This window comes from Pseudonocardia sp. TMWB2A (assembly GCF_017312135.1).
On record NZ_QKQY01000002.1, the window covers coordinates 660,437 to 686,112 of the forward strand.

28 protein-coding genes, 1 pseudogene and 1 riboswitch are annotated in these 25,676 nt (G+C 73.7%); of the genes and pseudogenes, 20 read left to right on the forward strand and 9 right to left on the reverse strand.

Annotated features, from left to right (window positions below; all coding sequences use genetic code 11):
• The first annotated feature begins 51 nt into the window (after window positions 1–51).
• From DMP17_RS17435 to DMP17_RS17480, 10 genes are all read left to right on the forward strand, one after another.
• Window positions 52–1,719 carry a nitrite/sulfite reductase gene (locus DMP17_RS17435; protein ID WP_337830091.1) on the forward strand — a complete coding sequence of 556 codons (1,668 nt, stop codon included), beginning with the start codon at window positions 52–54 and terminating at the stop codon, window positions 1,717–1,719.
• A complete protein-coding gene (locus tag DMP17_RS17440) occupies window positions 1,716–1,892 on the forward strand; it encodes an Insertion element protein (protein WP_226355997.1) in 177 nt (58 codons plus the stop codon). The genes DMP17_RS17435 and DMP17_RS17440 overlap by 4 nt, the downstream gene beginning before the upstream one ends.
• A complete protein-coding gene (locus tag DMP17_RS17445) occupies window positions 1,889–2,593 on the forward strand; it encodes a phosphoadenylyl-sulfate reductase (protein WP_226355996.1) in 705 nt (234 codons plus the stop codon). Before DMP17_RS17440 ends, DMP17_RS17445 begins: the two co-directional genes overlap by 4 nt.
• Window positions 2,590–3,528 (forward strand): sulfate adenylyltransferase subunit CysD, encoded by a 939-nt coding sequence (gene cysD / locus DMP17_RS17450; RefSeq protein ID WP_226365805.1) that lies wholly within the window; start codon window positions 2,590–2,592, stop codon window positions 3,526–3,528. Before DMP17_RS17445 ends, cysD begins: the two co-directional genes overlap by 4 nt.
• A complete protein-coding gene (locus DMP17_RS17455) occupies window positions 3,528–4,826 on the forward strand; it encodes a sulfate adenylyltransferase subunit 1 (RefSeq protein ID WP_337830092.1) in 1,299 nt (432 codons plus the stop codon). Before cysD ends, DMP17_RS17455 begins: the two co-directional genes overlap by 1 nt.
• Before the next feature lie 272 nt (window positions 4,827–5,098).
• Entirely contained in the window at window positions 5,099–5,251 is a 153-nt protein-coding gene (locus DMP17_RS17460; RefSeq protein WP_226365807.1) for a hypothetical protein, read from the forward strand.
• 95 nt (window positions 5,252–5,346) lie between these two features.
• Entirely contained in the window at window positions 5,347–6,249 is a 903-nt protein-coding gene (locus DMP17_RS17465; RefSeq protein WP_337830093.1) for a sulfite exporter TauE/SafE family protein, read from the forward strand.
• A gap of 88 nt (window positions 6,250–6,337) precedes the next feature.
• On the forward strand, window positions 6,338–6,478 hold the full coding sequence (locus DMP17_RS17470; RefSeq protein WP_226355991.1) for a hypothetical protein: 141 nt from the start codon (window positions 6,338–6,340) through the stop codon (window positions 6,476–6,478).
• A gap of 53 nt (window positions 6,479–6,531) precedes the next feature.
• Window positions 6,532–6,684, forward strand: a complete 153-nt coding sequence (locus DMP17_RS17475) for a hypothetical protein (RefSeq protein ID WP_337830094.1) — start codon at window positions 6,532–6,534, stop codon at window positions 6,682–6,684.
• Window positions 6,681–7,859, forward strand: coding sequence for a YeiH family protein (locus tag DMP17_RS17480; protein ID WP_337830095.1), 1,179 nt, complete (start codon window positions 6,681–6,683; stop codon window positions 7,857–7,859). Before DMP17_RS17475 ends, DMP17_RS17480 begins: the two co-directional genes overlap by 4 nt.
• A 37-nt stretch (window positions 7,860–7,896) precedes the next feature.
• Here DMP17_RS17480 and DMP17_RS17485 read toward each other — a convergent pair whose 3' ends face one another.
• The 3 genes from DMP17_RS17485 to DMP17_RS17495 all read right to left on the reverse strand — a co-directional run bounded on the left by DMP17_RS17485 (window position 7,897) and on the right by DMP17_RS17495 (window position 10,917).
• Window positions 7,897–9,849 carry an FAD/NAD(P)-binding protein gene (locus tag DMP17_RS17485; protein WP_337830096.1) on the reverse strand — a complete coding sequence of 651 codons (1,953 nt, stop codon included), beginning with the start codon at window positions 9,847–9,849 and terminating at the stop codon, window positions 7,897–7,899.
• 232 nt (window positions 9,850–10,081) lie between these two features.
• Window positions 10,082–10,453, reverse strand: a complete 372-nt coding sequence (locus tag DMP17_RS17490) for a barstar family protein (RefSeq protein ID WP_337830097.1) — start codon at window positions 10,451–10,453, stop codon at window positions 10,082–10,084.
• A complete protein-coding gene (locus tag DMP17_RS17495; protein WP_226365812.1) occupies window positions 10,450–10,917 on the reverse strand; it encodes a ribonuclease domain-containing protein in 468 nt (155 codons plus the stop codon). Before DMP17_RS17495 ends, DMP17_RS17490 begins: the two co-directional genes overlap by 4 nt.
• Window positions 10,918–11,231: 314 nt before the next feature.
• Between DMP17_RS17495 and DMP17_RS17500 the strand changes: the two genes are divergently transcribed.
• Window positions 11,232–11,474 carry a hypothetical protein gene (locus DMP17_RS17500; RefSeq protein WP_145983293.1) on the forward strand — a complete coding sequence of 81 codons (243 nt, stop codon included), beginning with the start codon at window positions 11,232–11,234 and terminating at the stop codon, window positions 11,472–11,474.
• A gap of 9 nt (window positions 11,475–11,483) precedes the next feature.
• Here the strand turns inward: DMP17_RS17500 and DMP17_RS17505 are convergent, their stop codons facing one another.
• On the reverse strand, window positions 11,484–12,344 hold the full coding sequence (locus DMP17_RS17505; protein WP_226365813.1) for an LLM class F420-dependent oxidoreductase: 861 nt from the start codon (window positions 12,342–12,344) through the stop codon (window positions 11,484–11,486).
• Here DMP17_RS17505 and DMP17_RS46420 point away from each other — a divergent pair.
• Genes DMP17_RS46420 through DMP17_RS17515 form a run of 3 tightly spaced genes read left to right on the forward strand, consistent with a single transcriptional unit; the run spans window position 12,325 to window position 13,860 of the window.
• A complete protein-coding gene (locus DMP17_RS46420; RefSeq protein WP_374203841.1) occupies window positions 12,325–12,567 on the forward strand; it encodes a putative leader peptide in 243 nt (80 codons plus the stop codon). The genes DMP17_RS17505 and DMP17_RS46420 overlap by 20 nt on opposite strands.
• A gap of 37 nt (window positions 12,568–12,604) precedes the next feature.
• A complete protein-coding gene (locus DMP17_RS17510; protein WP_073578011.1) occupies window positions 12,605–13,054 on the forward strand; it encodes an OsmC family protein in 450 nt (149 codons plus the stop codon).
• Window positions 13,055–13,071: 17 nt separating this feature from the next.
• Window positions 13,072–13,860: an enoyl-CoA hydratase-related protein gene (locus DMP17_RS17515; protein WP_337830098.1), complete on the forward strand. Its 789-nt coding sequence runs from the start codon at window positions 13,072–13,074 to the stop codon at window positions 13,858–13,860.
• A gap of 110 nt (window positions 13,861–13,970) precedes the next feature.
• On the opposite strand, the gene DMP17_RS17520 is transcribed toward DMP17_RS17515, so the two are convergent.
• A complete protein-coding gene (locus DMP17_RS17520; RefSeq protein ID WP_337830099.1) occupies window positions 13,971–14,852 on the reverse strand; it encodes an endonuclease domain-containing protein in 882 nt (293 codons plus the stop codon).
• A gap of 220 nt (window positions 14,853–15,072) precedes the next feature.
• Between DMP17_RS17520 and DMP17_RS17525 the strand changes: the two genes are divergently transcribed.
• On the forward strand, window positions 15,073–15,918 hold the full coding sequence (locus DMP17_RS17525) for an NAD-dependent protein deacetylase (protein ID WP_337830100.1): 846 nt from the start codon (window positions 15,073–15,075) through the stop codon (window positions 15,916–15,918).
• 4 nt (window positions 15,919–15,922) lie between these two features.
• On the opposite strand, the gene DMP17_RS17530 is transcribed toward DMP17_RS17525, so the two are convergent.
• Window positions 15,923–16,105: a hypothetical protein gene (locus DMP17_RS17530; protein WP_337826363.1), complete on the reverse strand. Its 183-nt coding sequence runs from the start codon at window positions 16,103–16,105 to the stop codon at window positions 15,923–15,925.
• A 44-nt stretch (window positions 16,106–16,149) separates the two neighbouring features.
• Between DMP17_RS17530 and DMP17_RS17535 the strand changes: the two genes are divergently transcribed.
• On the forward strand, window positions 16,150–17,115 hold the full coding sequence (locus DMP17_RS17535) for a zinc-binding dehydrogenase (protein WP_337830101.1): 966 nt from the start codon (window positions 16,150–16,152) through the stop codon (window positions 17,113–17,115).
• Between the two features lie 221 nt (window positions 17,116–17,336).
• Window positions 17,337–17,765: a MarR family winged helix-turn-helix transcriptional regulator gene (locus DMP17_RS17540; RefSeq protein WP_062401445.1), complete on the forward strand. Its 429-nt coding sequence runs from the start codon at window positions 17,337–17,339 to the stop codon at window positions 17,763–17,765.
• A gap of 86 nt (window positions 17,766–17,851) precedes the next feature.
• Here DMP17_RS17540 and lepA read toward each other — a convergent pair whose 3' ends face one another.
• Window positions 17,852–19,714 (reverse strand): translation elongation factor 4, encoded by a 1,863-nt coding sequence (gene lepA / locus DMP17_RS17545; RefSeq protein WP_226365816.1) that lies wholly within the window; start codon window positions 19,712–19,714, stop codon window positions 17,852–17,854.
• 232 nt (window positions 19,715–19,946) lie between these two features.
• Between lepA and cynS the strand changes: the two genes are divergently transcribed.
• Window positions 19,947–20,411, forward strand: a complete 465-nt coding sequence (cynS, locus tag DMP17_RS17550; RefSeq protein ID WP_226365817.1) for a cyanase — start codon at window positions 19,947–19,949, stop codon at window positions 20,409–20,411.
• A gap of 171 nt (window positions 20,412–20,582) precedes the next feature.
• Window positions 20,583–20,846: a 30S ribosomal protein S20 gene (rpsT, locus tag DMP17_RS17555; protein WP_062401442.1), complete on the forward strand. Its 264-nt coding sequence runs from the start codon at window positions 20,583–20,585 to the stop codon at window positions 20,844–20,846.
• Window positions 20,847–20,956: 110 nt separating this feature from the next.
• On the opposite strand, the gene holA is transcribed toward rpsT, so the two are convergent.
• Entirely contained in the window at window positions 20,957–21,925 is a 969-nt protein-coding gene (gene holA, locus DMP17_RS17560) for a DNA polymerase III subunit delta (RefSeq protein ID WP_179760589.1), read from the reverse strand.
• Window positions 21,926–22,065: 140 nt separating this feature from the next.
• A riboswitch (SAM riboswitch) is annotated at window positions 22,066–22,219 on the forward strand.
• A 6-nt stretch (window positions 22,220–22,225) separates the two neighbouring features.
• Between holA and thrC the strand changes: the two genes are divergently transcribed.
• On the forward strand, window positions 22,226–23,494 hold the full coding sequence (gene thrC, locus DMP17_RS17565; protein ID WP_226365819.1) for a threonine synthase: 1,269 nt from the start codon (window positions 22,226–22,228) through the stop codon (window positions 23,492–23,494).
• Between the two features lie 240 nt (window positions 23,495–23,734).
• Here thrC and DMP17_RS17570 read toward each other — a convergent pair.
• Window positions 23,735–25,504, reverse strand: a pseudogene (locus DMP17_RS17570) (ComEC/Rec2 family competence protein); the annotation flags it as partial.
• Window positions 25,505–25,676 lie beyond the last annotated feature (172 nt).

The window sequence follows — 25,676 nt, forward strand, 5'->3', positions numbered from 1 at the left end:
TGTCCCGGGCCGGGGTGTGCCCGATCCGCCCGACATCGGAGCACCCACCACATGGCGCCCTCGAAGACCGCACCCCGCCGCCCGAAGGGCCAGGGGCAGTGGAAGCTCGGCCACCGCGAACCGCTGAACCCCAACGAGCGCAGCAAGCGCGACGACAACCCGCTGAACGTGCGCGCGCGGATCGAGAACGTCTACGCCAAGCGCGGCTTCGACTCGATCGACCCCGCCGACCTGCGCGGACGGTTCCGCTGGATGGGGCTCTACACCCAGCGCAGGCCCGGGATCGACGGCGGCCGCACCGCGGCGCTGGAGCCCGAGGAGCTCGACGACTCCTACTTCATGATGCGCGTGCGCCTCGACGGCGGGTCGGTGGACGTCGCCCAGCTGCGTGCGCTCGGTGAGGTCTCGCAGCGCTACGGCCGCGACACCGCCGACGTCACCGACCGCGAGAACATCCAGTACCACTGGATCCGCGTCGAGGACGTCCCGGCGATCTGGAAGCTGATCGAGCCGCTGGGCATGCAGACCACCGAGGCCTGCGGCGACTGCCCCCGGGTGGTCATGGGGTCCCCCGTCGCCGGCGTCTCCGCCGACGAGGTGGTCGACCCGACCCCGGCCATCGACGAGATCGTGCGCCGCTTCATCGGCGACCGCGAGCTGTCGAACCTGCCGCGCAAGTTCAAGTCCGCGATCTCCTGGCAGCAGGACGTCGCGCACGAGATCAACGACATCTCCTTCGTCGGCGTCGAGCACCCCGAGCACGGCCCCGGCTTCGACCTGTGGGTCGGCGGCGGGCTGTCGACCAACCCGCGGATCGCCGAGCGGCTCGGCGCCTGGGTCCCGCTCGACGAGGTCCCCGACGTGTGGCACGGCGTCATCCAGGTCTTCCGCGACTACGGCTACCGCCGCCTGCGCCACCGCGCCCGCATCAAGTTCCTCATCGCCGACTGGGGCCCGGAGAAGTTCCGCCAGATCCTGGAGGACGAGTACCTGGGCCGCAAGCTCGTCGACGGCCCCGCCCCGGCGGTCCCCGAGCGGCCGATCGACCACGTCGGCGTCCACAAGCAGAAGGACGGCCGCAACTACGTCGGCGTCGCCCCGCCGTCGGGCCGCGTGTCGGGCACGACGCTGCTCGCCGTCGCCGACGCCGCCGAGCGCGCCGGGTCGGACCGGATCCGGTTCACGCCGTACCAGAAGATCGTCGTGCTGGACGTGGCCGACGACAGGCTGGACGGCCTCATCGAGGACCTCAACAGGCTGGGCCTGCCCGCGCGGCCGTCGACCTGGCGCCGCTCCACGATGGCCTGCACCGGCATCGAGTTCTGCAAGCTCGCGATCGTCGAGACCAAGGAACGCGCGATCCGGCTGGTCGAGGACCTGGAGAAGCGCCTCGCCGACGTCGTCCCGGACGTCCCGATCTCGCTGCACCTCAACGGCTGCCCGAACGCCTGTGCCCGCACCCAGGTCGCCGACATCGGCCTCAAGGGCCAGATCGTCACCGACGCGGGCGGCAACCAGGTCGAGGGCTTCCAGGTCCACCTGGGCGGCGGGCTGGGGCTGGACTCCGGTTTCGGCCGCAAGCTGCGCGGGCTCAAGGTCACCAGCGCCGAGCTGGGCGACTACGTCGAGCGCGTCGTGCGCCGCTTCGCCGAGCAGCGCGACGGCGACGAGCGCTTCGCCCAGTGGGTCCTGCGGGCCGACGAGGAGGACCTCAAGTGAGCGGGCGCGCCGCCACCTTCTACTGCCCGTACTGCGGCGAGGAGGACCTCCGTCCGGCCGAGCGGTCGGACAAGGTCCCCGGCGCAGCCTGGTGGTGCGCGGGCTGCCTGCGCACCTTCGTCGTGACCTTCGTGGGGATCGGCGTCCCCGAGACCTCGGGAGCGGAATCATGAGTGTTGCCCTGGAGACCGACCTGCGCGCCACCGCCGAGCGCGGCGCCGCGGACCTCGGTCCCGACGCGACCGCCGAGCAACTGCTCGACTGGGCCGCGGAGACCTTCGGCGACCGGCTGATCGTCGCCTCCAACATGCAGGACGCCGTGCTGGTCGACCTGGCCCAGCGGGCCCGGCCGGACATCGACGTGCTGTTCCTGGAGACCGGCTACCACTTCGCGGAGACCATCGGCACCCGCGACGCGGTCGACGCCGTCTACCCGCAGCTGCGCATCGTGAACGCGCAGGCGGACCAGACGGTCGCCGAGCAGGACGCCGAGTACGGCAAGGACCTCTTCGCCCGCGAGCCGGACCGCTGCTGCGCGCTGCGCAAGGTCGTCCCGCTGGAGCGGACCCTGTCCGGCTACGACGCCTGGGTCACCGGCGTCCGCCGCGTCGAGGCCCCGACCCGGGCGAACACGCCGCTGGTCACCTACGACGAGAAGTTCGGCCTCGTCAAGATCAACCCGATCGCCGCATGGTCCGACGAGGACATGGACGCCTACATCGCCGAGCACGGGATCCTGGTGAACCCGCTCGTCGACGCCGGCTACCCGAGCATCGGCTGCGCGCCCTGCACCGCGAAGCCGAAGCCCGGCGAGGACCCCCGCTCCGGCCGCTGGGCCGGGCGTGCCAAGACCGAGTGCGGGCTGCACGCATGACGACCGTGGAGGAGACCCCCGTGACCGCCGCCGTCACGACCCCGGCGCTGGACGCCCTCGACGCACTGGAGTCCGAGGCGATCCACGTGTTCCGCGAGGTCGCCGGCGAGTTCGACCGCCCGGTGATCCTGTTCTCCGGCGGCAAGGACTCGACGCTGCTGGTGCACCTGGCCATCAAGGCGTTCGCGCCGGCCAAGGTGCCCTTCGGCCTGCTGCACGTCGACACCGGGCACAACTACCCGGAGGTCATCGAGTTCCGGGACCGGATCGCCGCGCAGTACGGGCTCCGCCTGGAGGTCGCCCGCGTCGAGGACTACCTCGCCGACGGGCGGCTCGTCGAGCGCGCCGACGGCACCCGTAACCCGCTGCAGACCCAGCCGCTGCTCGACGCGATCACCGAGCACCGCTTCGACGCCGTGTTCGGCGGCGGCCGGCGCGACGAGGAGCGCGCGCGGGCCAAGGAGCGGATCATGAGCCTGCGCGACGCGTTCGGCCGCTGGGACCCGCGCAAGCAGCGCCCGGAGCTGTGGAACCTCTACAACGGACGGCACGCCGCCGGTGAGCACGTCCGCGTCTTCCCCATCTCCAACTGGACCGAGCTCGACGTCTGGCGCTACATCCGGCGCGAGGGCATCGACCTGCCGTCGATCTACTACGCGCACGAGCGCGAGGTCTTCCAGCGCGACGGCATGTGGCTCGCCGAGGGTCCCTGGGGCGGAGCGCGCGACGGCGAGCAGCTGGAGCGCAGGTCCATCCGCTACCGCACGGTGGGCGACGGCTCGTGCACCGGCGCGGTCGAGTCCACCGCCACCACCCTCGACGAGGTCATCGCCGAGGTCACCGCGTCGCGGCTCACCGAGCGCGGCGCGACCCGGGCCGACGACCGGCTGTCCGAGGCCGCGATGGAGGACCGGAAGAAGGAGGGCTACTTCTGATGGTCGACACCGCTGCCCCGCGCGACCTGCTGCGCTTCGCCACGGCGGGCTCCGTCGACGACGGCAAGTCCACCCTGGTCGGGCGCCTGCTCTACGACACCAAGTCGGTGCTGGCCGACCAGATCGAGGCCGTCGAGCGCGCCTCGGTCGACAAGGGGATGTCGACGCCGGACCTGTCGCTGCTCGTCGACGGCCTGCGCGCCGAGCGCGAGCAGGGCATCACCATCGACGTCGCCTACCGCTACTTCGGCACGCCGACCCGGGAGTTCGTCCTCGCCGACACCCCGGGCCACGTCCAGTACACCCGCAACACCGTCACCGGCGCGTCCACCGCCGAGCTGGCGGTGCTGCTGGTCGACGCCCGCAACGGCGTGGTCTCCCAGACCCGCCGGCACGCCGCGGTGCTGTCGCTGCTGCGCGTCCCGCGCCTGGTCCTGGCGATCAACAAGATCGACCTGATCGAGTACGACCAGGCGAAGATCGCCGACATCGAGCGCGAGTTCACCGAGCTGACCCGCTCGCTGGGCTTCACCGACGACGCCGTCCAGGTCATCCCGGTGTCCGCGCTGGTCGGGGACAACGTGGCGTTCCGCAGCGGGAACACGTCCTGGTACACCGGGCCGACGCTGCTGGAGCACCTGGAGTCGGTCCCGGTCGACGGCCCGGACGCCGACGCCCCGTTCCGGATGCCGGTGCAGTACGTGATCCGCCCCAGGACCGACGAGCTGCACGACTACCGCGGCTACGCCGGCCAGGTCGCCTCGGGCACCGTCCGCCCGGGCGACGAGGTCGTCGTCCTGCCCGAGGGGCACCGCACCACCGTCTCCGAGGTCCGGACCGCCGACGGCCCCCTGGCCGCCGCCGGGGCGGGCCTGAGCGTGACGGTGCTGCTCGCCGACGACATCGACGCCCCCCGCGGTGCCCTGATCGCGGCCGCGTCCGACGTCCCGGAGGTCACCTCCGAGATCGACGCGACACTGTGCTGGCTGGCCGAGAAGCCGCTGCTCCCGGGCGCGCGGCTGCTGCTCAAGCACGGAACGCGCACCACCCAGGTGATCGTCGGGGCGCTGGGGTCGCGGCTGGACACCGAGACGGTGTCCTACGCCGCCGCCCCGGAGAAGCTGGAGATCAACGACATCGGTCGGGTGTCGCTGCGCGTCGCCGACCCGCTGCCGGTGGACGAGTACTCCCGGGTCCGCACCACCGGCGGGTTCCTGCTGATCGACCCGCCGACGGGCAACACGCTCGCCGCCGGTCTGGTGGGCGACCCGCTCGCGGCGGTGCCGGCCGCAGGCTGACCCGCTCCGCGCCGTCCACGGCCCCCGCACCCGCTCCGGGTGCGGGGGCCGTGTCGTGCCGGGCGGAGGTGTCGTGCCGGGCGGGGGTGTCCGGACCGGGCGGTCGTGGCCCGGGTCACCCGGACCGCCCGGACGCGCCGACGCGGCACCCGCCACCGCGCGTCCCCGCAGGTCGGGGACCCGCGACGGCCACGTGTCCGGACAGGTTTCCCGTCGTCCCGACCAGCGGACGACGACTTGTCGACCCCCTCGATCCGTTCCACCATGGACGGGTGACCACGACCGCCGCCCCCGCCGACCGGACCCTCGCGTCCGGCCGCTCGGAGTCGGACCCGGCGGTCTCCTGGCACCTCGTCGCGCATCTCGAGCGGTTCTGGCCGTCGCGCCGGCTCGACGCGTTCGACGAGTTCTGTCGTCGGGGCTGACGCACCTCCCCCGACCGACCTCCACCACGTACCGCGTACCCCTCGCCCGGGTCACGGACGCTCCCGCACGCCCGGCGTGCGCAGGAAGCAGGATCATGTTCGACCCCTCGCTCGCGCTCGCCGGCCTGCTCGTCGGCTTCCTCGTCGGCCTCACCGGCATGGGCGGCGGTGCGCTCCTGACCCCGCTGCTCGTCCTGGTGTTCAAGGTCAACCCGCTCACCGCGATCTCCTCGGACCTGCTGACCTCGCTGGTGATGAAGCCGGTCGGCGCCGCGGTGCACGCCCGCCGGCGCACCGTGCACTGGCGGCTCACCGGGTGGCTGGTGCTCGGCGCCGTCCCCGCCGGGTTCGCCGGCGCGGTGGTCATCGGGATGATCGGGAAGGGCGTCGGCGTCGAGGACCGGCTCAAGGTGTTCATCGGGATCGCGCTGGTCGCCTCGGTGCTGACCACGCTGTTCCGGCAGGTCATGGACCGGCGCGGCAGCCGCAACGCCGTCGACGTCGACGCGCCGGTGGACGTCCGTCCGCTGCGGACGGTGCTGATCGGCGTCGTCGGCGGGCTGGCGGTCGGGATGACCTCGGTCGGCGCCGGGTCGCTGATCATCGCGATGCTGCTGCTCGCCTACCCGCAGCTGCACCCGTCGCGGCTGGTCGGCACCGACATCGTGCAGGCGATCCCGCTGGTCGCCGCCGCGACGGTCGGGCACCTGTTCTTCGGCGACGTCCAGTTCGGTCTCGCCGCGGCGCTGCTCGTCGGCGCCCTGCCCGGCGTGTGGTTCGGCGCGCGGCTGTCCTCCGGGGGCACCGGCCGGCTCATCAAGCCGGTCGTGACCGCGGTGCTGCTCGCCTCGGCGCTCGCGCTGCTCGGCGTCCCCGGCTCGTGGGTGCTGGTGGCGACGGCGGCCGCGCTCGTCGTGACCGTCGCCCTGCTGCCGCGCCGCCGCCCGGCCGTCGCCGAGCCGGAGCGGATCCCCGAGCCGGTCGGCGCCCGCGACTGACACCGCCACCGGACCGGCCTGTCCGGACAGTCGTCCGCCCGGTGGGCGACACCTTGTCCCCTTCGTCCCCGGCACGCACCATCGGCACATGACCGCCCGGATGCCCCGTCGCCTCGCGACGTCTCCGCGCGCGGCCCGGCACCTCACCCGGTGCCTCGAGGAGTTCTGGCCGTCGCGACGGCCGCACGCCTACGACGAGTTCTGTCCGCGGGCCCGCCCCCGCCCCTGACCGACCCGTCCCGAAGGAACTCCCATGTCCCGCACCACCTCCCGGGTACGCCCGTGAGCACCCCCGCCGACACCCCGTACGAGCCCGACGACGTCCCCGCGCAGCGCCGGCTCGCCCTGAACGAGGACTGGGCCGCGACGGTCGTCGGCCTGCTCCTGCTCGTCCTGGTCCTGTCCGGGCACTGGCCGGGATGGCTGGTCCCGTGACCGGGCCGGACGCCGGGCGACCGGCCGAGCAGCAGACCGAACCGCAGACCGGGCCGCACCCCGAGCCGGACACCGGGCCCGGGGCGGCGGCGCCCACGCGCTCCCCCGTCCCGTGGGCGCTCGGCGGCGTCGCGGTCGTCCTCGTCCTGGGCGGGCTCGTCCGCGTCCTCGAACAGACCGTCCCCGACGCCGCCGAGGGCACGGCGTTCTCCGGGATCGCCGACGCGGTCGAGTACCCGGTCTACGCGATCGCCCTCGGGCTGCTCGGCAACGTCGTCCTCACCCTGACCGGGCTGCGCGAGCGGCTGTCGGGTGGGTTCCGCACCGAGTTCTTCATCAAGACCGGCCTGGTCCTGCTCGGCGCCTCGATCGACTTCTCGGTGATCGTCCGCGCCGCCGGACCCGCGGTCGTGCAGGCGGTCGTCCTGATCACCGTGGTCTTCGGCTTCACCTGGTGGCTCGCCGGGCGGGCCGGGGTCGACGACAGGCTGCGCGCCCTGCTCGCCTCGGCCGTCTCCATCTGCGGGGTCAGCGCGGCGATCGCCGCAGCCGGAGCAGTGCAGGCCCGGAAGGAACAGCTCGCCTACACGGCCAGCCTGGTCATCATCTTCGCGCTGCCGTCGATCTTCCTGCTGCCCGCCGCGGTCGGGGCACTGGGCCTCTCCCCGGCCGTCGCCGGGGCGTGGATCGGCGGCAACATCGACACCACCGCCGCGGTCAGCGCGGCCGGGGCCATCGTCGGGGAGGAGGCGCTGCAGATCGCGACCATCGTCAAGACCACGCAGAACGCGCTGCTGGGCGTCGTCGCGGTGGCGCTGACGGCCTGGTTCACGCTGAAGGTGGAGCGCAGCGGGTCGGCGGGCAGGCCGGGGCTGCGCGAGTTCTGGGAGCGCTTCCCGAAGTTCGTGCTCGGGTTCCTCGCCGCCTCGGTGATCGCGACGGTGTTCGTCGCGACCGCCGGGTCCGACGTCGCGAAGCCGCTGATCGGCGACGTGAACGCCTTCCGGACGATGTTCCTGATCCTGGCGTTCGTGTCGATCGGGCTGGAGTTCCGGGTGGCGCCGCTGCGGGAGGCCGGATGGCGCCCGATCGCGGTGTTCGCCGCGGCGACCGGGGTCAACCTGGCCGTCGGTCTCGGGCTGGCGGTCCTGCTGTTCTCCGGGCTCACCGTGTGAGGACCCCGTCCCGCCCGGGCGCGCCGGGCGGGACGGCTCAGGCCGCCGGGACGGCGCGGGACGCGGCGCCGGGCAGTGCGCCCAGCACGGCGCGGGCGACGGCGTCGTTGTAGCGCAGGCTCTGCGCGTTCATCCCGGGCCGGGTGAACGCCCCGGCGACCTTGACCGTCGTGTGCGGCCCGACCGCGAACCGTCGCTCGTGCACCCCGCCGTCCGCGGTGTGCAGCGCGCCGTCGGCCGGACGGACCGACAGCAGGCCGGTGTTGCGCAGCGGGGCGCCGTCGTCGTCGTACAGGACCTCCTCGACGGCCTCGCCGCGGGCGAGCAGACCGCCCAGCAGCCCGTCCACCGTGCGCGAGACGCTCGGGTCGGGCAGCCGGGCATCGACCAGGACCCGGGTCGTCACCGGCTCGGCCCCGGCCAGGGTGGTGCTGGTGGCGTGGAAGCCGTCGGCGTCGACGTCGACGCTCATCCCGGCGCCGAGGAACCGCAGGTACCCGGCACGGGACAGGGCGAGCATCTGGCGGACCCGGAAGCCGGGCGGGCCGGAGGCGACCGAGTTGAAGAACGACTGCCACCACGGCATGTCCCGCGCCCGCGAGCGCGGCGAGAGCACCCCGGACCCGGCCAGGCGGGTGGTCTCGGTGTAGACCGACAGCATCGCGACGAACGCGCCGAGGTGCGGGGTGTGCCGCTCGTCGACGTGCTGGCGCAGGTCCTCGGCGATGCGCTCGCGCACCAGGGGTTGCAGGGCGTCGAGGTCCGGGGCGTGCACGCCGTCGAGCGGGCGGTCCAGCGCGGTCAGGTCGAGCCGGTCGAGCGGGTCGGGCACCAGCTCGGCGATCAGCGCCGCCTCCTCGGGCGAGCCGTGCGCGACGGCGGCGAAGCGCCCGGCGAACTCGTCCCACCCGGCGCGGACGCGGTCGGGGTGGCCGACGAACAGCTCGTGGTACCAGCCCCAGCCGATCTCCTTGGCCATCAGCGGCCACACCCGGGTGGCGACGTCGACCGGGCCGCCGGAGGCGATGAGGTCGTCGGTCACGTCGGGGCCGAGGAACCGCGGCAGCGGCGGACGCCCGGCCCGCAGCTGGTAGTGGGTCTTGGAGTGGTAGGTCGCGCCGCGCGGGGACCCGCCGACGAGCACCGGCTCCCGCCCGCACGGCTCGTAGCGCAGCCGGCCCGGGTCGGCGTCGTCCGGGTCGGCGACGAAGCGCCCGCCGCGCCCCTCGAACAGCAGCACCACGAGGTCGACGAACGCCAGCCCCAGCCCACGGGCCAGCACCGTCTCGCCCGGCGCGATCACCGAGAGGTCGGAGTCGGAGGTCTGCTCCGGGGGCAGGTAGCGCAGGCCGAGCTCGTCGGCGCGGGCGGCGAGCGCGATCTCGTCGTCGGTGGGAGTGGCGTCGAGGTGCCCCGAGGCGAGCACGACGGCGTCGCCGCGCAGGACGGTGCCGTCGGCGAGGGTCACGACCTGCCTGCCGTCGGCCTCGTCGAGGGCCTCGGCGGTGGTGCGGTGCACGTGCACCCGCATCCCGGCCGGCGCCCGGCCGACGACCTCGCGCAGCACCGCGGCCAGGTAGTGGCTCTGCAGCCGCCGCGACGGGAACGTCGACGCCGTGACCTGCGCCAGCTCCTCGGCGAGCTCCGGGCAGAGCTCGGCCCGCGGGTCGCCGTGCTCGCGCAGGTCCTGCGCCCAGTCCCAGAACGACGGGCCGGGTGCCACCGGGCCGTCGCAGACGACCGAGGAGTCGGTCCACATCGTGACGTCGGCGGCCATCGAGTTCATCGCGAGCAGCGGGGACTGCGCGTGCCGCCAGATGCGACCCGCCCCGGCCGGGAACGGGTCGACGAGGTGGACGTCGACGCCGGGGCCGGCGAGGGCGTCGGACAGCAGCTCGGGCGCACTCGCGACCATGCGTTCCAGCACGCCGGCCCCTCGGGGGCCGGCGCCGACGATCACGACGGACGGGGCGTGCGGACTACGGGACATCGGGGCGCTCCTGGGTCGGCGGGCGGAGGGGACGACCCCTCACGGCGCCCACCGCAGGCGGCACAGGTCCACGTGCCTGCGCCTCACCAGCCGGAGACCCATGGATGCCACGGTAGGTCGCCTCCCTCGCCGTGGCCACCCGCCACGGTCGGTCCACCGGCCTCAACGCCGCACCGGGCCCCCGGGATTCCGCACCCCGTCCACGGGCGCGGGACCGGTGGCGGCGCGGTCGTCAGGCGGACGGACCGGCCAGGGTGACGTGCAGCGGCCGGTCGGTCCCCGTCGTCGTGGCGACGGCCTCGGCGAGGATCTCCAGGACCGTCGCGTGGGTGCCGGGGTCGGCCGCGGCGAGCGGACCGTCGGCGACGACGAGCTCGACCGGTCCGGCGGGCAGCCAGGACAGGTCGCCCAGGCAGTCCGCCAGCGCGTCGAGGTTGTGGCCGTAGTACTCGGGGAAGCTCAGCGCCCGACCGAGGGCGGACAGGACCGCGTCGCGGTCCGCGACCCCGTCGACGACGGCGACGAGACCGGAGCCACCGGCCCGCCCCCGGGCCGCGTCGACGGCGGGGGCGGTTCCGGCGCTCTCACGGGGAAGGGTGCTCACCTCGAGACGTCTACCACGACGAACGAGGCGTAGTGGTCGGCCGTGTAGTAGTACTCCCCGCCCGATCCGGTGACGATCCGCCGGGCACCGCGGGTGCTCGCGCCGGGGGTCTTCACGGTGAACTCCTCGTAGTAGCCCGAGGACTTCGCGGGCAGGATCCCCTCCCGGTTCTGGAAGGTCGTCCCGTCCTGGCTGTACGGGTACGGCCCGCCGGAGCGGATCAGCCGGTAGGTGTCGGTGGCCTGCGACGGCAGCGACGACAGCGCCCGCACCGGCAGCCCGGACTCCTGCTCCCCCGGCACGGCGGCCGGGGCGACGGGAGCGGCGACGGCGGCCGGCACGGCCGGGGCGGGTGCGGCGGCGGCCGCGGCGGGCAGGGCGAGGCCGAGGGCGGCCAGCACGGCGACGAGTGCCCCGACGATCAGGGCACGCGTCCCGGACCGCGCATCCGGTCGAATGATCATGGTCCGGACGCTAGGCGGGGTCACCCGTTCGGGTACAGACGTCGCGACGAACCGCCACCGTCCCGTCACCCGCCGTTTCCACGGCTGCCGCGCCGACCACCCTCCGTTCGCCCGCCGACCGCATCGGCGGCCCCGTGACGGGCCATGATCACGACCGGTCACCGCGTAGGTGCACCCGGTCACCGTGTCCTGCGTCGCACCCCTGTTCTACGCGCAGTAAAAGCGCGTTGAAGCGGGTACAACGGAGTTCGAGAGACCAGGAACGACTGCGCATGACACGCCCCGATCCCGACACGTTCAACGGAGAACGTCGCATGACCGCAGAGCTGATTCACCCCCTGCCCGAGGCTCCCGCACCCGTGGAGCTCCCGGCACCCCAGGCCGGCCGCTCGACCGTGGACCGGCTGCTGGACTCGATCGACGACCTGGTGCGACGGCACCGCGCGCTCGCCGCGCACGACGGCGCCTCCGCCGCCCTGCACGCCGAGCTGATCGCGGCCGAGCTGGACCAACAGGTCGCGATCCTGCGGACGATGCCCCGCCAACCCGGCAGCTGACCGCGCGGGTCAGAGCTCGGCGGCCGCCGGGATGATCTCCGACCCGAACACCCGCAGCGGCTCGATCGCCGCCATGTCCGGCACCCAGGTGTGCACGTGCTGCACGCCGAGTGCCGCGTAGCCGCGCAGCTCCTCGACCACGGCCTTCGGGTCGGCCGGGTCGAGCCGCGCCATGACCGTCTTCTCGATCTCGTCGTAGTCGCGCCCGACCTCCTCGCAGCGGGTACGCAGCACGTCCAGCTTGCGCTCCAGCTCGGGGCCGCCGAACAGGTTGCACGCGTCGGCGTACTGCGCGACCAGGCGCAGCGTCTTCCGCTCCCCGCCGCCGCCGATCAGGATCGGCGGGTACGGCCTGCGCAGCGGCTGCGGCGTGTTCATCGTGGCGCCGAGCCGGTAGTGGGTGCCCTCGAAGGGGCCGTCGTCGTCGCTCCACATCTGACGGGCGATGCGCAGCGTCTCCTCCAGCCGCTCGAACCGCTCCGCGGTCGGCGGGAAGAACAGGCCGAGCCCGGTGGCCTCCTCGTCGTTCCAGGCGGCGCCGATGCCCAGCATCGCGCGACCCTTCGACAGCACGTCCAGGGTGGTCACGGCCTTCACCAGCAGGCCGGGGTCGCGGTAGGTCACCGCGGTCACCCAGGCCAGCAGGTCGACCTTCTCGGTGCGGGCGGCCAGGTAGCCGAGCACGGTGTACGCCTCGAGCATGTCGGTCTCGACCGGCCCGACCGGCCGGATCTGCCAGAGGTGGTCCATGACGCTCACCCGGGAGAAGCCCTGCTCCTCGGCCGCGACGGCGATCCGGGACAGGTCGTCGGCCAGACCCGCCGGCCCGGCCGGGTAGGTGAAGTCCGCGATGTGCAGTCCGATCTTCACGGCATGTCCTCTCATAAACGGAGCCAACTCCGTTTCGAGCGTAGCCCCCTCCCGGCGACCGGCGCCACCGCGCCCATCGGACCGCGGGCGTCGCCGGTTCGGTCGGCTCCGTCACGTCGCGCACAACCGTTCGGTGCGGTTCACTGATCGCGTGATCGCGCTCGTGCGGAGGCTGCACATCGACCTGGGCCGGACGGCCGGGGCCCTCTGTCCCCGCTCCTGACCCGTCCCCCCGCAGCCCCTCGTACAGGAGATCACCCATGCCTCTCGTCACCTTCGCCGTCAGCGGTCAGGGCACCGGCGTCGCGCAGACCGTCGCGGTCGACGGCGCCGGCTACGTCATCGAGACCGACGCCTACCCCGCCTTCGGCGGCAAGGACGAGCACCCCAGCCCGCTCGCCTACACGCTCGCGTCGCTGTCGTCGTGCAACCAGGTCACCAGCTCGATCGTCGCGAAGGAGCTCGGCATCACGATCGAGCACGTGCGCTTCGACGTCGCCGCCGACTTCAACCCGACGACGATGACCACCGGTACCCACCGCGACGGCGAGACCACCTTCCAGAACCTGCGGGTCGACGCCGTGATCACCACCGACGGCACCGACGAGCAGGTCGCGCAGCTGGCCCGGGAGACCGAGCGCCGCTGCCCGGTGTCGCAGCTGTTCGCCCTGGCCGGGGTGTCGATCACCAGCACCTGGACGAAGGCCTGAGGTCCTAGTCTGCGGGGGTGGCAGACACCGTCGACTCCCCCGAGCTCGTCCACCTGGCCGTCGAGGCCGGGATCGCGACGATCACCCTGGACTCCCCGCGCAACCGCAACGCACTCTCGGCGCAGCTGCGCCGGGAGCTGATCGCGCACCTCGACGCGGCGATCGCCGACGACGCGGTGCGGGTCATCGTGCTGACCCACACCGGCACGGTGTTCTGCGCGGGCATGGACCTCAAGGAGTCCCGCGGTGCGGGCGCCGAGCAGCAGGGTGTCACCGAGGTGCCGCGGATCCTGACGACGCTGTGGGACTCCCCCAAGCCGGTCGTCGCCCGGCTGTCGGGCCCGGCCCGCGCCGGTGGGGTCGGGATCGTGGCGGCGTGCGACATCGCCGTCGCCGCCGAGCCGGTCACCTTCGCCTTCTCCGAGGTCCGCATCGGGGTCGTGCCCGCGGTCATCTCGGTGACCGTGCTGCCCCGGCTGTCCGCCCGCGCCGCGCACGAGCTCTTCCTGACCGGGGAGACCTTCGACGCGCGGCGCGCGGCGGCCGTCGGGCTGATCAACAGCGCCGTCCCGGCGGAGACCCTCGACGACGAGGTGGCCCGCTACACCGGCATGCTGCGCCTCGGTGCGCCCGGTGCCCTGGCCGGGGCGAAGGCGATGCTGCGCCGCGAGCGCCCGGCGACGATGACCGACGACTTCGCCGCGATGAACACGCTGTCCGCCTCGTACTTCGCCTCCGAGGAGGGGCAGGAGGGCATCCTGGCCTTCGGGGAGAAGCGGACGCCGTCCTGGGTGCCGGAGGGCTGAGCCCCGCGCCCCGGCCCGGCCCTGGCCCGCCCCGGCTCGCAACGACCTGGCTCGGCCCGGGCCGGCCCGGCGAGTGGCACACCAGGCACCTCGGACCCCCTCGGGCGGGTTCACGGCGTACCACTCGGCGCGTGGTCCAGCGCCCGGCCGATCTCCGCGACGATGCGCCCCGGCTCGTCGCGCAGGTCGAACCGGGTGTAGCGGTAGATCCGCCACCCGGCGTCGACGAGTCGGGTCACCCTCGTGGCGTCGCGCAGGACCCGGTCGGAGCCGGTGTGGTCGGCGCCCTCGTACTCGATGCCGACGCGCACCGCGGGATAGGCGAGGTCGAGCCACACCGCGCGACGCCGGGCGTCGTCGAGCACCGGGTGCTGGACCTCCGGTCGCGGCAGGCCGGCCCGGACCAGGAGCAACCGCAGCCGGGTCTCGGGCGGGGACATGGCACGCCGGTCGGCGAGCCCCAGGACGCCCGGAACGCCGGCCACCCCGCGCAGCCCCCCGTAGCGGACCGCGAAGTTCAGCAGCAGGTCCGGGGCGAACCCGTGCCGGAACGCCAGCGCGTCCACCGCGACGACGGCGTCGGTCTCGTCGCGGCCCCGGGCCAGGTCGAACGCGGTCCGCAGCGGCGTGGTGACCCGGACCCCGTCGCACCACCCGATCTCACCGGGGTGCAGCCGGTCGCGGCGCACGCGCACCCCGGCCGGGGTCCGGGCCCGGACCGGGAGCACCACGTCGACCGGCGCCCCGACCGGCGCGCACGGGGCGCCGGACAGCTCCGCCGCGGCCCATCCCGCGATCACCCCGCGACCGCCGGACCAGCGGAACACCGCCCGGCACCGGTCGGCGTGCCCGAGCGGGACGAGGTGCCGGGCGGCCCAGGTGTCGGGCAGCACCCGGACGAACGCCGGGCCCTGCAGCCGTCGCGCCGTCACGAGGCCCGCGCCGACGGCGGCCGAGCCACGGAAGATCAGGGGCCACCCCGGCACGTCCACCGACGCAGGATCCGGGCACACCGCGCCGGGCGGGGCCGTTCGGCGTCCCCGGTGTGCGATCGCGAACCGGTCCGGTCGCCGGGGTCCGCCGAGTGGCACACCACGGCCCCGGGACCGGCCCCCGACGGGTTCATGGCGTGCCACTCGGCGTATGCCGGCGGGGCGGAGGAGCGGGCCGCCGAGGGGCGGGGAGCCGCCGGGCGCGCCTACCCTGGAGGGCATGAGCGTCCCCGTCGTCAGCACCGACCCGGGCGCGGCACTGGACCTGCTCGGTGGGCGGCGCCTCGTCGTCCTCACCGGGGCCGGGCTGTCCACCGACTCCGGCATCCCGGACTACCGCGGTCCGGGCTCGCGACCGCGCAACCCGATGACCTACTCCGAGTTCGTGTCCGGGGAGCCCGCGCAGCGGCGGTACTGGGCGCGCAGCCACGTCGGCTGGGCCCGGATGCGCCGCGCCGACCCCAACCCCGGACACCGCGCGCTGGCCGCGCTGGGGGCGGCGGGCGTCGTCGACGGGCTGATCACGCAGAACGTCGACGGCCTGCACTCCGTGGCCGGCAGCCGCGGCGTGGTCGACCTGCACGGGCGCATCGACGAGGTCGTCTGCCTGGACTGCCGTCGGATCACCCCGCGCGACGCGCTGCAGGCCCGGCTCACCGCGCTCAACCCCGGCTTCACCGAGGCGCACAGCGCGCAGGTCGAGACGGCCCCCGACGGCGACGCCGCGGTGGAGATCACCGACGGCTTCCGGATCGCGCCGTGCGCGTCCTGCGGCGGGGTCCTCAAACCGCACGTCGTGTTCTTCGGGGAGAACGTGCCGAAGGACCGGGTGGCGCGCTGCTACGCGATGGTGGCCGCGCTGACCCCCGAGGACGGCGCGCTGCTCGTCGCCGGGTCCTCGCTCACCGTCATGTCGGGGCTGCGGTTCGTCCGGGCCGCGCACCGGGCCGAGGTGCCGGTCGTGATCGTCAACCGCGGGGTGACCCGGGGCGACGAGCTCGCCGACCTGCGCGTCGACGCGGGCTGCTCGGAGGCGCTGGCCGCACTCGCGGCCCAGCCGGTCTGAGCGCTCAGGCCCCGCCGCCGCGACGCCCGCGGGGCGTGTCGAAGCGCCGGGTGGCGCGGTCGGCACCGATCGCGACCAGCGCGCACGCGGGCAGGACCACCACCGTCACGAACACGACCTGCACCACGAACGGCAGGCCGGTGAGCCACAGCTCGAACGCGTCCCAGCCGTCGATGATCGTGCGCACACTCCACACGGTAGTCCCCGGGCCCAGGCATTAGGTTCGGGGCCATGTTCGCTGTCTACGCGCAGGAGCCCAACGCCGACGCTCCCCTCGACTCCCTCGTCGTGGGCGAGCGGCCCGACCCGGAGGTCCCCGACGGCTGGGTCTCCGTCAACGTCTCCGCCGCCAGCCTCAACATGCACGACCTGTGGACGCTGCGCGGGGTCGGCATCAAGCCCGACCAGTTCCCGATGATCCTCGGCTGCGACGGCGCCGGGACCCTCGACGACGGCACCGAGGTCGTCCTCTACCCGATCATCGGCGACCCGGACTGGCGCGGCGACGAGACACTCGACCCGAAGCGCACCCTGCTCACCGAGCGCCACCAGGGCACGATGGCCGACAAGGTGATCGTCCCGGCGCGCAACGCGGTCCCCGCCCCGAAGGGCCTCACGCCCGCCCAGGGCGCCGTCCTGGGCACCGCCTGGCTGACCGCGTACCGGATGCTGTTCACCAAGTCGGGCCTGCAGCCGGGCCAGACGGTGCTCGTCCAGGGCGCCTCCGGCGGCGTCTCGACGGCGCTGGTCCAGCTGGGCCGCGCCGCGGGCTTCCAGGTGTGGGTCACCGGCCGCGACGAGGAGAAGCGCGCGCTGGCCGAGCGGCTCGGCGCGCACGCCACGTTCGAGTCCGGGGCGAAGCTGCCGGGCAAGGTCGACGCCGTCATGGAGTCGGTCGGCGAGGCCACCTGGAAGCACTCCATGCGGGCGCTGCGCCCCGGTGGCCGCATCGTCATCTGCGGCTCCACCTCGGGCCCGAACCCGCCCGCGGACCTGCAGCGGCTGTTCTTCCTCCAGCTCGAGGTGGTCGGCTCGACCATGGGGACGCGGCAGGAGCTCGCGGATCTCATGAACTTCGTGGCGACGGCCGGGATCGCGCCGGAGATCGGGACCGAACTGCCGATGGAGTCCGCGAAGGAGGCGTTCGAGGCGATGTCCGCGGGGCGCACGGCGGGGAAGATCGTCCTGACCCGCTAGGGCGTTACGTGATCCGGGTGTGATGCAGTCGTGATGTCGTTGGTGGACGTCAAGCGGTCTACGAAATCGCTGGTCGTCGGCCTGTCCGTCATCGCTGCGTGACGACCGCCCGGCGCTCGGGGGACGTTTGCCCAGGACAGGGTCGGATTTCGCCCGTTCGGCAAGTACAGTGCGTCATCGTGACCGAGCCTTTCAGTCGACGGGCGTCGGGGACTGCCACCATGGCTGCCCCGACGCCTGGAGCCGCGGGTGTCGTCGAGTTCCTGGACCGGGTCGACCACGCCGTGGCCACAGCCCTGTCCACCAACCCGTCCTCGACGGACGTCAGCCGTGACGGCTGGCGGGTCCTGTTGATGCTCGCCCGCGGCACCGGCCGCAGCATGGGCGAGGTCGCGGGACACACGTCGCTGCCCGCCCCCACGGCCACCCGGATCGTGGACCGCCTCGTCGAGAAGAAGCTGGCCTACCGGTCGGCCGACCCGCTCGACCGGCGCCGTGTGCTGGTGCACCTGTCGGCCGAGGGACGGACGGTCGTCGAGTCCGTCTGCCAGCGGGTGCAGCGCATCCTGTCGCCGCGCCGTGCCCCCGCCGCCCGGCCCGCGCCGTGCGACGGGCCGATCCCCGGCCCCCGGGCGGGCTCGGTCATGTAGACCGCCCCCCGCGCTCCCCCGCCCCCACCACGTACACCTCGGGCCCGACCCCCAGCTGGGAGTCGGGCCCGCTTCGCGCCCGGGGGCTACTTCTTGGGCTTCTCGGTGGCCGTCCCGCCGCCGGTGGACAGCGCGGCGACGAAGGCCTCCTGCGGGACGTCGACGCGGCCGATCGTCTTCATCCGCTTCTTGCCCTCCTTCTGCTTCTCCAGCAGCTTGCGCTTGCGGGAAATGTCGCCGCCGTAGCACTTGGCGAGGACGTCCTTACGGATCGCGCGGATCGTCTCGCGGGCGATGATCCGGGCGCCGACGGCGGCCTGGATCGGCACCTCGAACTGCTGGCGCGGGATGAGCTCGCGCAGCTTGGTCGCCATCGAGGTGCCGTAGGAGTACGCCGACTCCTTGTGCACGATCGCGGAGAACGCGTCGACGGCCTCGCCCTGCAGCAGGATGTCGACCTTGACCAGGTCGGCCACCTGCTCGCCGGCCTCCTCGTAGTCGAGGCTGGCGTAGCCGCGCGTGCGGGACTTCAGGTTGTCGAAGAAGTCGAAGATGATCTCGCCGAGCGGCATCGTGTAGCGCAGCTCGACGCGGGTCTCGGACAGGTAGTCCATCCCGCCGAGCTGGCCGCGCCGGCTCTGGCACAGCTCCATGATCGTGCCGACGAACTCCGACGGCGCCAGGATGGTGATCTTGGTGATCGGCTCGCGGACCTCGGCGACCTTGCCCACCGGCCAGTCGCTGGGGTTGGTCACCTCGATCTCCTCGCCGTCGTCGGTGGTGACCTGGTAGACGACGTTGGGCGCGGTGGAGATCAGGTCGAGGTCGAACTCGCGCTCGAGCCGCTCGCGGGTGATCTCCAGGTGCAGCAGGCCGAGGAAGCCGCAGCGGAAGCCGAAGCCCAGCGCGGCCGAGGTCTCCGGCTCGTAGGTGAGCGCGGCGTCGTTGAGCTGCAGCTTGTCCAGCGCCTCACGCAGGTCGGGATACTGCGACCCGTCGATCGGGTAGAGCCCGGAGTAGACCATCGGCTGCGGCTCGCGGTAGCCCGTCAGCGCGTCCGTCGCACCGTTGCGCTTGCTGGTGACGGTGTCGCCGACCTTGGACTGGCGGACGTCCTTCACCCCGGTGATGAGGTAGCCGACCTCGCCGACGCCGAGGCCGTCGGACGGTTTGGGCTCCGGGGAGACGATCCCGATCTCGAGCAGCTCGTGCTCGGCACCGGTGGACATCATCTTGATCTTCTCGCGAGGCGAGAGCTTCCCGTCGACGACCCGGATGTAGGTGACGACGCCGCGGTAGGTGTCGTAGACCGAGTCGAAGATCATCGCCCGGGCGGGGGCGTCGGCGTCGCCGACCGGGGCGGGGACCTGCGCGATGACGGCGTCGAGCACCGCCTCCACACCCTCACCGGTCTTGGCGCTGCAGCGCAGCACGTCCTCCGGCTCGCAGCCGGTGATGTGCGCGATCTCCGCGGCGTAGCGCTCCGGGTCCGCCGCCGGCAGGTCGATCTTGTTGAGGACCGGGATGATGTGCAGGTCCTTCTCCATGGCCAGGTACAGGTTGGCCAGGGTCTGGGCCTCGATCCCCTGCGCGGCGTCGACCAGCAGGATCGCGCCCTCGCACGCCTCGAGCGCCCGGGACACCTCGTAGGTGAAGTCGACGTGGCCCGGGGTGTCGATCAGGTGCAGCACGTGCTCGGTCTCGACACCGTCGGCGTTCTTCGCGGTCCACGGCAGCCGCACGTTCTGCGCCTTGATCGTGATGCCGCGCTCGCGCTCGATGTCCATCCGGTCCAGGTACTGGGCCCGGGCGTCACGCGCGCTGAGCACCCCGGTGACCTGCAGCATCCGGTCGGCCAGGGTCGACTTCCCGTGGTCGATGTGGGCGATGATGCAGAAGTTCCGGATGCGCTCCGGCGGGGTGAACGTGCGGTCGGCGTACGTCGTCACTCGGCTGTACTCGGCTTTCGCTCATGCGTGGGGCTTCGGGCACTTCGGGTGCTCAGGGCACTCGGGGCTCGGGGCACTGGGACCCATCGTCCCATGTCGGGCCGGGCGACCGCCGTGGTGGCACCGCAGGTCGTCACACGCCGTTCACGCGCGGGCTCCCGGCGTTGCCGCCCCCGGCCCGGGGCGCGCACGATCGGGTCCGCCCCACGCCGCCCGACGCAGGAGGATCACCGTGTTCGTCAGCCCCCTCACCCCGCTCGACCGGCTCGGCGCCGCCCGCATCGTGCTGGCCCAGAAGAAGCGGCTCGGCCTGCGCTGGGACGCGGTCGCCGAGGCCGTCGGCGCGTCCCTCGAATGGTCCACCTCGGCCCTGCTGGGCCAGCAGACGATGACCCGCGAGCAGGCCGAGGCCGCCGGGAACCTGCTGGACCTCGACGCCGACGTCGTCGACGCCCTCACCCTCCCGCCGGTCCGCGGCGCGGCCGCGGTGGACCTCACCGACCCGCTGGTCTACCGCCTCTCGGAGATGGTGCAGGTCTACGGGACGACGATCTCCGAGCTCGTCCGCGAGGAGTTCGGCGACGGCATCGTGTCCGCGATCGACTTCGAGCTCGACCTCGCGCGGGTGCCCGACCCGAAGGGCGACCGGGCCGTGATCACGCTGAACGGGAAGTTCCTGCCCTACCGCGTCTGGTGACCCGGCACAGGGCGCGACGACGCCGCTGGTAACCTTGTGCGTCGAGCGCTCGGCGTGCTCGCCCGAAACGGCCTGGACCCTCTCTCCAGTGATGCTGTTCGGTGCCGCCGGAGCGGACCCGGACGAGAACACTCACCAGCCGACCAGCAGGCAGGAAGACCAGAGGCAGACGTGGCCAACATCAAGTCGCAGATCAAGCGAGTCAAGACCAACGAGAAGCGCCGGCAGCGCAACAAGTCGGTGAAGTCGTCGGTCAAGACCGCGATCCGCCACTTCCGCGAGGCCGCCGACTCCGGCGCCGACAACGTCGTGGAGCTGCAGCGCAAGGCGGCCAAGGCCCTCGACAAGGCGGCCGGCAAGGGCGTCATCCACCGGAACCAGGCGGCGAACCGCAAGTCGGCCCTGGCCAAGCGTCTCAACGACGTCCAGGCCTGAGCCACCCCGGTTCTTCCGACGACGGCGCCGCCCCACCCGGGCGGCGCCGTCGTCATGTTTCCGGGCCCGCCCGGGGTCGCGCCGTCGGTGCGCTCCGGGGTCCGGCCGGGTCAGCGCGGGGTGCGCGCGGAGACGACGGCCAGCACGGCCCGCTCCAACGCGTACCCGGCGTCCGCGGCGACACCCTTGACGTCGGCGTTCACCCGCGCCGTCGCCGCGATCGCGACGGCGAGCTGCTCCGGGCGCCACTGCCGGACCGTCTGCTGCGCCTTCCGGATCTTCCAGGGCGGCATGCCCAGCTCCCCGGCCAGCCGGTTCGGGTCGCCCCGCCCGGCCGAGCCGACCTTGGCCAGTGTGCGCACCGAGTCCGCGAGCGCGTCGGCGATCAGCACGTGCGGGACACCGAGCACCAGCGCCCACCGCAGCGCCTCCATCGCCGCCCGCCGGTCCCCCGCGACCGCCGCGTCGGCCACCGCGAAGCCCGAGGACTCGGCCCGGCCGCGGTGGTAGCGCCGCACCCCGGCCTCGTCCACGGCACCACCGGTGTCCGCGACGAGCTGCCCGGCCGCGGCCGCCAGCTCCCGCAGGTCCGACCCGACCGCCTCGACCAGCACCGCGAGCGCCCCGGGCGTGATCGTGCCGCCGTGGCGGCGGACCTCGTCACGCACGAAGTCCGACCGCTCGTCGGCGCGGGTGATGCGGTTGCAGGTGACCGTGTGCGCCCCGGCCTTGCGCATCAGGTCCAGGACCGCCTTGCCCTTCGCTCCCCCGGCGTGCTGGACCACGAGCACGATCCCGTCGGCCGGGTCCTTCACGTAGTCGGCGATGGCGGCGGTCATGTCCTTGTTCGCGTCCTGACCGTGGGTGAGCACAATCACCCTGCCCTCCGCGAAGAGCGAGGGGCTGAGGTGCCCGGCGAGCTCGCCGGGTGCCACCTCGGAGGTGCGGAAGCGGCGCAACTCGGTCTCCGGATCGCGCTGCCGGGCGCGCCGGACCAGGTCGGACACCGCCCGCTCGGCCAGGAACTCCTCGTCCCCGACGACCAGCTGCAGCGGGCCCGGTTCGCTCGTGCTGCTCACACCCCCATGGTGGCCCACACCCCCGACAACGGGTGAGCCGCGTCCCGACCGGAGGACGTCGTCTGGCGGTGGGGTGCCCCGCTCGCGTACGGTCGTCGTCGATTCCGGCGCCCGGCGTCCGGAGCACCACAACCGCATATGGCTCATCCAGAGGGGCAGAGGGAACGGCCCGTTGAAGCCCCGGCAACCGGCGTCGCACGACGATCCGCCCAGACCTGCGCATCCCGCGTGGTGAGGACGTCGACGAACACGGTGCCAATTCCGGCCCGCCACGTCCGGCGGGACAGATGAGGAGATCTCGTGACTCTCACTGCTGCGCCCGAAACCACCTCCGCCTACGACCTCGGCTCCGCGCGCGCTCTCGCGTGCCGCGAGTGCCGCCACGAGATCCCGCTCGCCGCGGAGTTCGCGTGTCCGCGCTGTTTCGGCCCCCTCGAGGTCGCCTACGAGTTCCCGAAGGTCACCCGCGCCTCCATCGAGGCGGGGCCGAAGTCGATCTGGCGCTACAAGGACCTGCTGCCGGTCCCGTCGACCGTCGAGCAGCACGCGAACACCGAGCCCGGCCTGACCCGGCTGATCGAGGCCGACAACCTGGCCCGCGCGCTCGGCGTCCGCAAGATCTGGATCAAGGACGACACGGGCAACCCGACGCACTCGTTCAAGGACCGCGTCGTCGCCGTCGCCCTCGCCGCCGCTCGTGAGCTCGGCTTCTCGGTGCTGTGCTGCCCCTCGACGGGCAACCTGGCCAACGCCGTCGCCGCCGCGGCCGCCCGCGCCGGCTGGGACTCGGTCGTGCTGATCCCGTCCTCGCTGGAGCAGGCGAAGATCGTCACCACCGCCGTCTACGGCGGCACCCTGCTCGCCGTCGACGGCAACTACGACGACGTCAACCGGCTCGCCACCGAGCTGGCCGCCGAGCACGAGGACTGGGCGTTCGTGAACGTCAACGTCCGGCCGTACTACGCCGAGGGCTCGAAGACCCTGGGCTACGAGGTCGCCGAGCAGCTCGGCTGGCGGCTCCCGCAGCAGGTCGTCGTCCCGGTCGCGTCCGGCTCCCAGCTCACCAAGATCGACAAGGGGTTCACCGAGCTCGGCACCCTGGGTCTGGTCGAGCCCACCCCGTACACCGTGTTCGGTGCCCAGGCCACCGGCTGCTCGCCGGTCGCGCGGGCCTTCGAGGCCGGCCACGACGTGATCCAGCCGCAGAAGCCGGACACCATCGCGCGCTCGCTGGCGATCGGAAACCCGGCCGACGGCCCGTACGTCCTCGACTCGGTGCGCCGCACCGGCGGCTCGGTCGGCCACGTCTCCGACGAGGAGGTCGTCGCCGGCATCCGGCTCCTGGCCCGCACCGAGGGTGTGTTCGCCGAGACCGCGGGCGGGGTCACCATCGCGACCACCAAGAAGCTGCTCGAGGCCGGGGCGCTCGACCCCGACGCCGAGACCGTCCTCATGATCACCGGCGACGGCCTCAAGACCCTCGACGCCGTCTCCGGCGAGGTCGGCCCGACGGCGACCGTGCCGTCGACGTCCGCCGCGGTCCGCGAGGCGCTGGCGAACCTGGGCTGACCGGCCCCGCCGGCCGGGCGCCGGACGGGGGTCGCCCCGCGCGACCACCGTCAGCCCGGCCGGGTCGTCGCCGGTCAGGGCCAGGTCACCGGACCGGTCGGTGCGGGCGACGACGATCCCCGCCCCGGCCAGCCGGTCCACCAGCTCCGGGTTGGGGTGCCGGTAGCTGTTGCCGTTGCCGACGCTGATCACCGCCGCCCGCGGCGCGACGGCCGTGATCAGCCGCGGGACCACCTTGCGGGACCCGTGGTGGGGCATCTTCAGCACGTCCGCCCGCAGGTCGGCACCGGAGTCGATCAGGTCGTCCTGGGCGACCAGCTCGGCGTCGCCGGTCAGCAGGATCGTCGCGGCCGGGGTGGTCGCGCGCAGCAGCAGCGAGATGTCGTTGACCGCCGTCCCGTCGCTGCCGTCGACCGTCAGGGGCGGGTGGACCGGGCCGAGGACCTGCAGGCGCAGCTCCGGCCAGCCCAGCTCCATCCCGCGCGCGAGCCCCACCACCGGGGCACCGGCCTCCTCGGCGCGCCGGGTGATGTCGCGCAGCCCGGACGCCGGTTCCCGTACCGGCCCGACGGCGATGCCGCCCGCGGCGCGGCCACGCAGCGCGCCGGCGAGGCCGCCGTCGTGGTCGGCGTGGAAGTGGGTGATCACCACGAGCTCCAGGACCCGGACGCCGAGCCGGTCCAGGCAGGTGTCGACGGCGTCGTCGGTCGGCCCGGTGTCGACCAGGACGGCGTGCCCGGGGGTACCGGTGGCGAGGACGAGCGCGTCGCCCTGACCGACGTCGCAGGCCACCATCCGCCATCCGGCGGGCGGCCAGCCGGGCGGTGCGAACCGGGTCGGGACGAGGACGACGAGCAGCCCGACCAGCAGGGCCAGCAACAGCGCCCGCAGCCGGGGCACCCGGCCCATCGCCAGCAGCACGACCAGCACCCCGGTGAGCAGCAGCGCGCCGCCCGCCCCCGCGGGCCACGGCACGGTGGCACCGGGCACCGCGGCGGCCCGGTCCCCGACCACCACCAGCCACCACACGAACGGTCCCGCCAGCCAGGCGCAGCACCACGCGGCGGCCGGGCTCACCGCGGACAGCACCGCGCCGAGCACGCCCAGCACCGTCGCGGGGGCGACGGCGGGCGCGGCGAGCAGGTTCGCCACCACGGTGACCAGCCCGACTCCCCCGTTGAGCCCGGCGATCACCGGCGCGGTGGCCAGGGCCGCGGCGACCGGGACGACCAATGCCTCGGCCGGTCCGGACGGCAGCCCGCGCCGTCGCAGCGCCGCCGTCCAGCCCGGACCGAGCAGCACCAGTGCGCCGGTGGCGACGACGGAGAGCACGAACCCGGCGTCGACGGCCAGAGCGGGGGCGGCCAGCAGCAGGCCGAGCACGGCCACCGCCAGCGCGGGCACCGCCGATCGGGCCCGGCCGGCCGCGAACGCGATCAGCACCACCCCGCCCATGACCGCCGCCCGCAGTACCGACGGTGACGGCCGGGCCAGCACGACGAACCCGACCAGGGCGAGCATCGCCGCCGCGGCCGCGATCCGCGGGTCGGTCCGGAACAGGCGCAGGAGGAGCAGCACCGCCCCGGTGATGATCGCGACGTTGGCCCCGGAGACGGCGGTGAGGTGCGCGAGCCCGGCGGTGCGGAAGTCCTGCTCGGTCTCGGCGAGCTGGGCGCGGGTGTCCCCGATCGCGAGCCCGGGCAGCAGTCCCGCGGGTGCCTCGGGCAGCGCGGAGACCGCCGCGTCGCGCAGGCCGTCGCGCAGCGCCCCGGCACCGGTCTGCCACCAGGGCGGCGCGGTCACGTCCTGCGGCGCACCCCGGACCTTCAGCACGGCGACCGTGAGGTCGGGGCGCTGTGCGGGCATGAGCAGCCCGGCGGCGGAGACCTCCTGGCCGGGGAGCAGCCCGGTCCAGCTCGCCGCCGGGGCCAGGAGCAGGAGCTTCCCGCCGGTGGTCGCCCGGTCCCCGCCGACGGTGGCCGTGACGAGCTCGGTGGGTACCAGCGCCATCGCCCGGGCGGCGCCGGACTCGTCGCCGCCGCCGGTGGTGCTGCGCAGGAGTCGGGGGTCGTCGGTGAGCCGGACGCGGACCTCGGCGGCGGCGCCGCGGTCGGCGGGTGCCCGCAGCGGGTGCGACGCCAGCGCGGCCGCGTGGACGGTGACCAGGACGGCCGCGACGAGT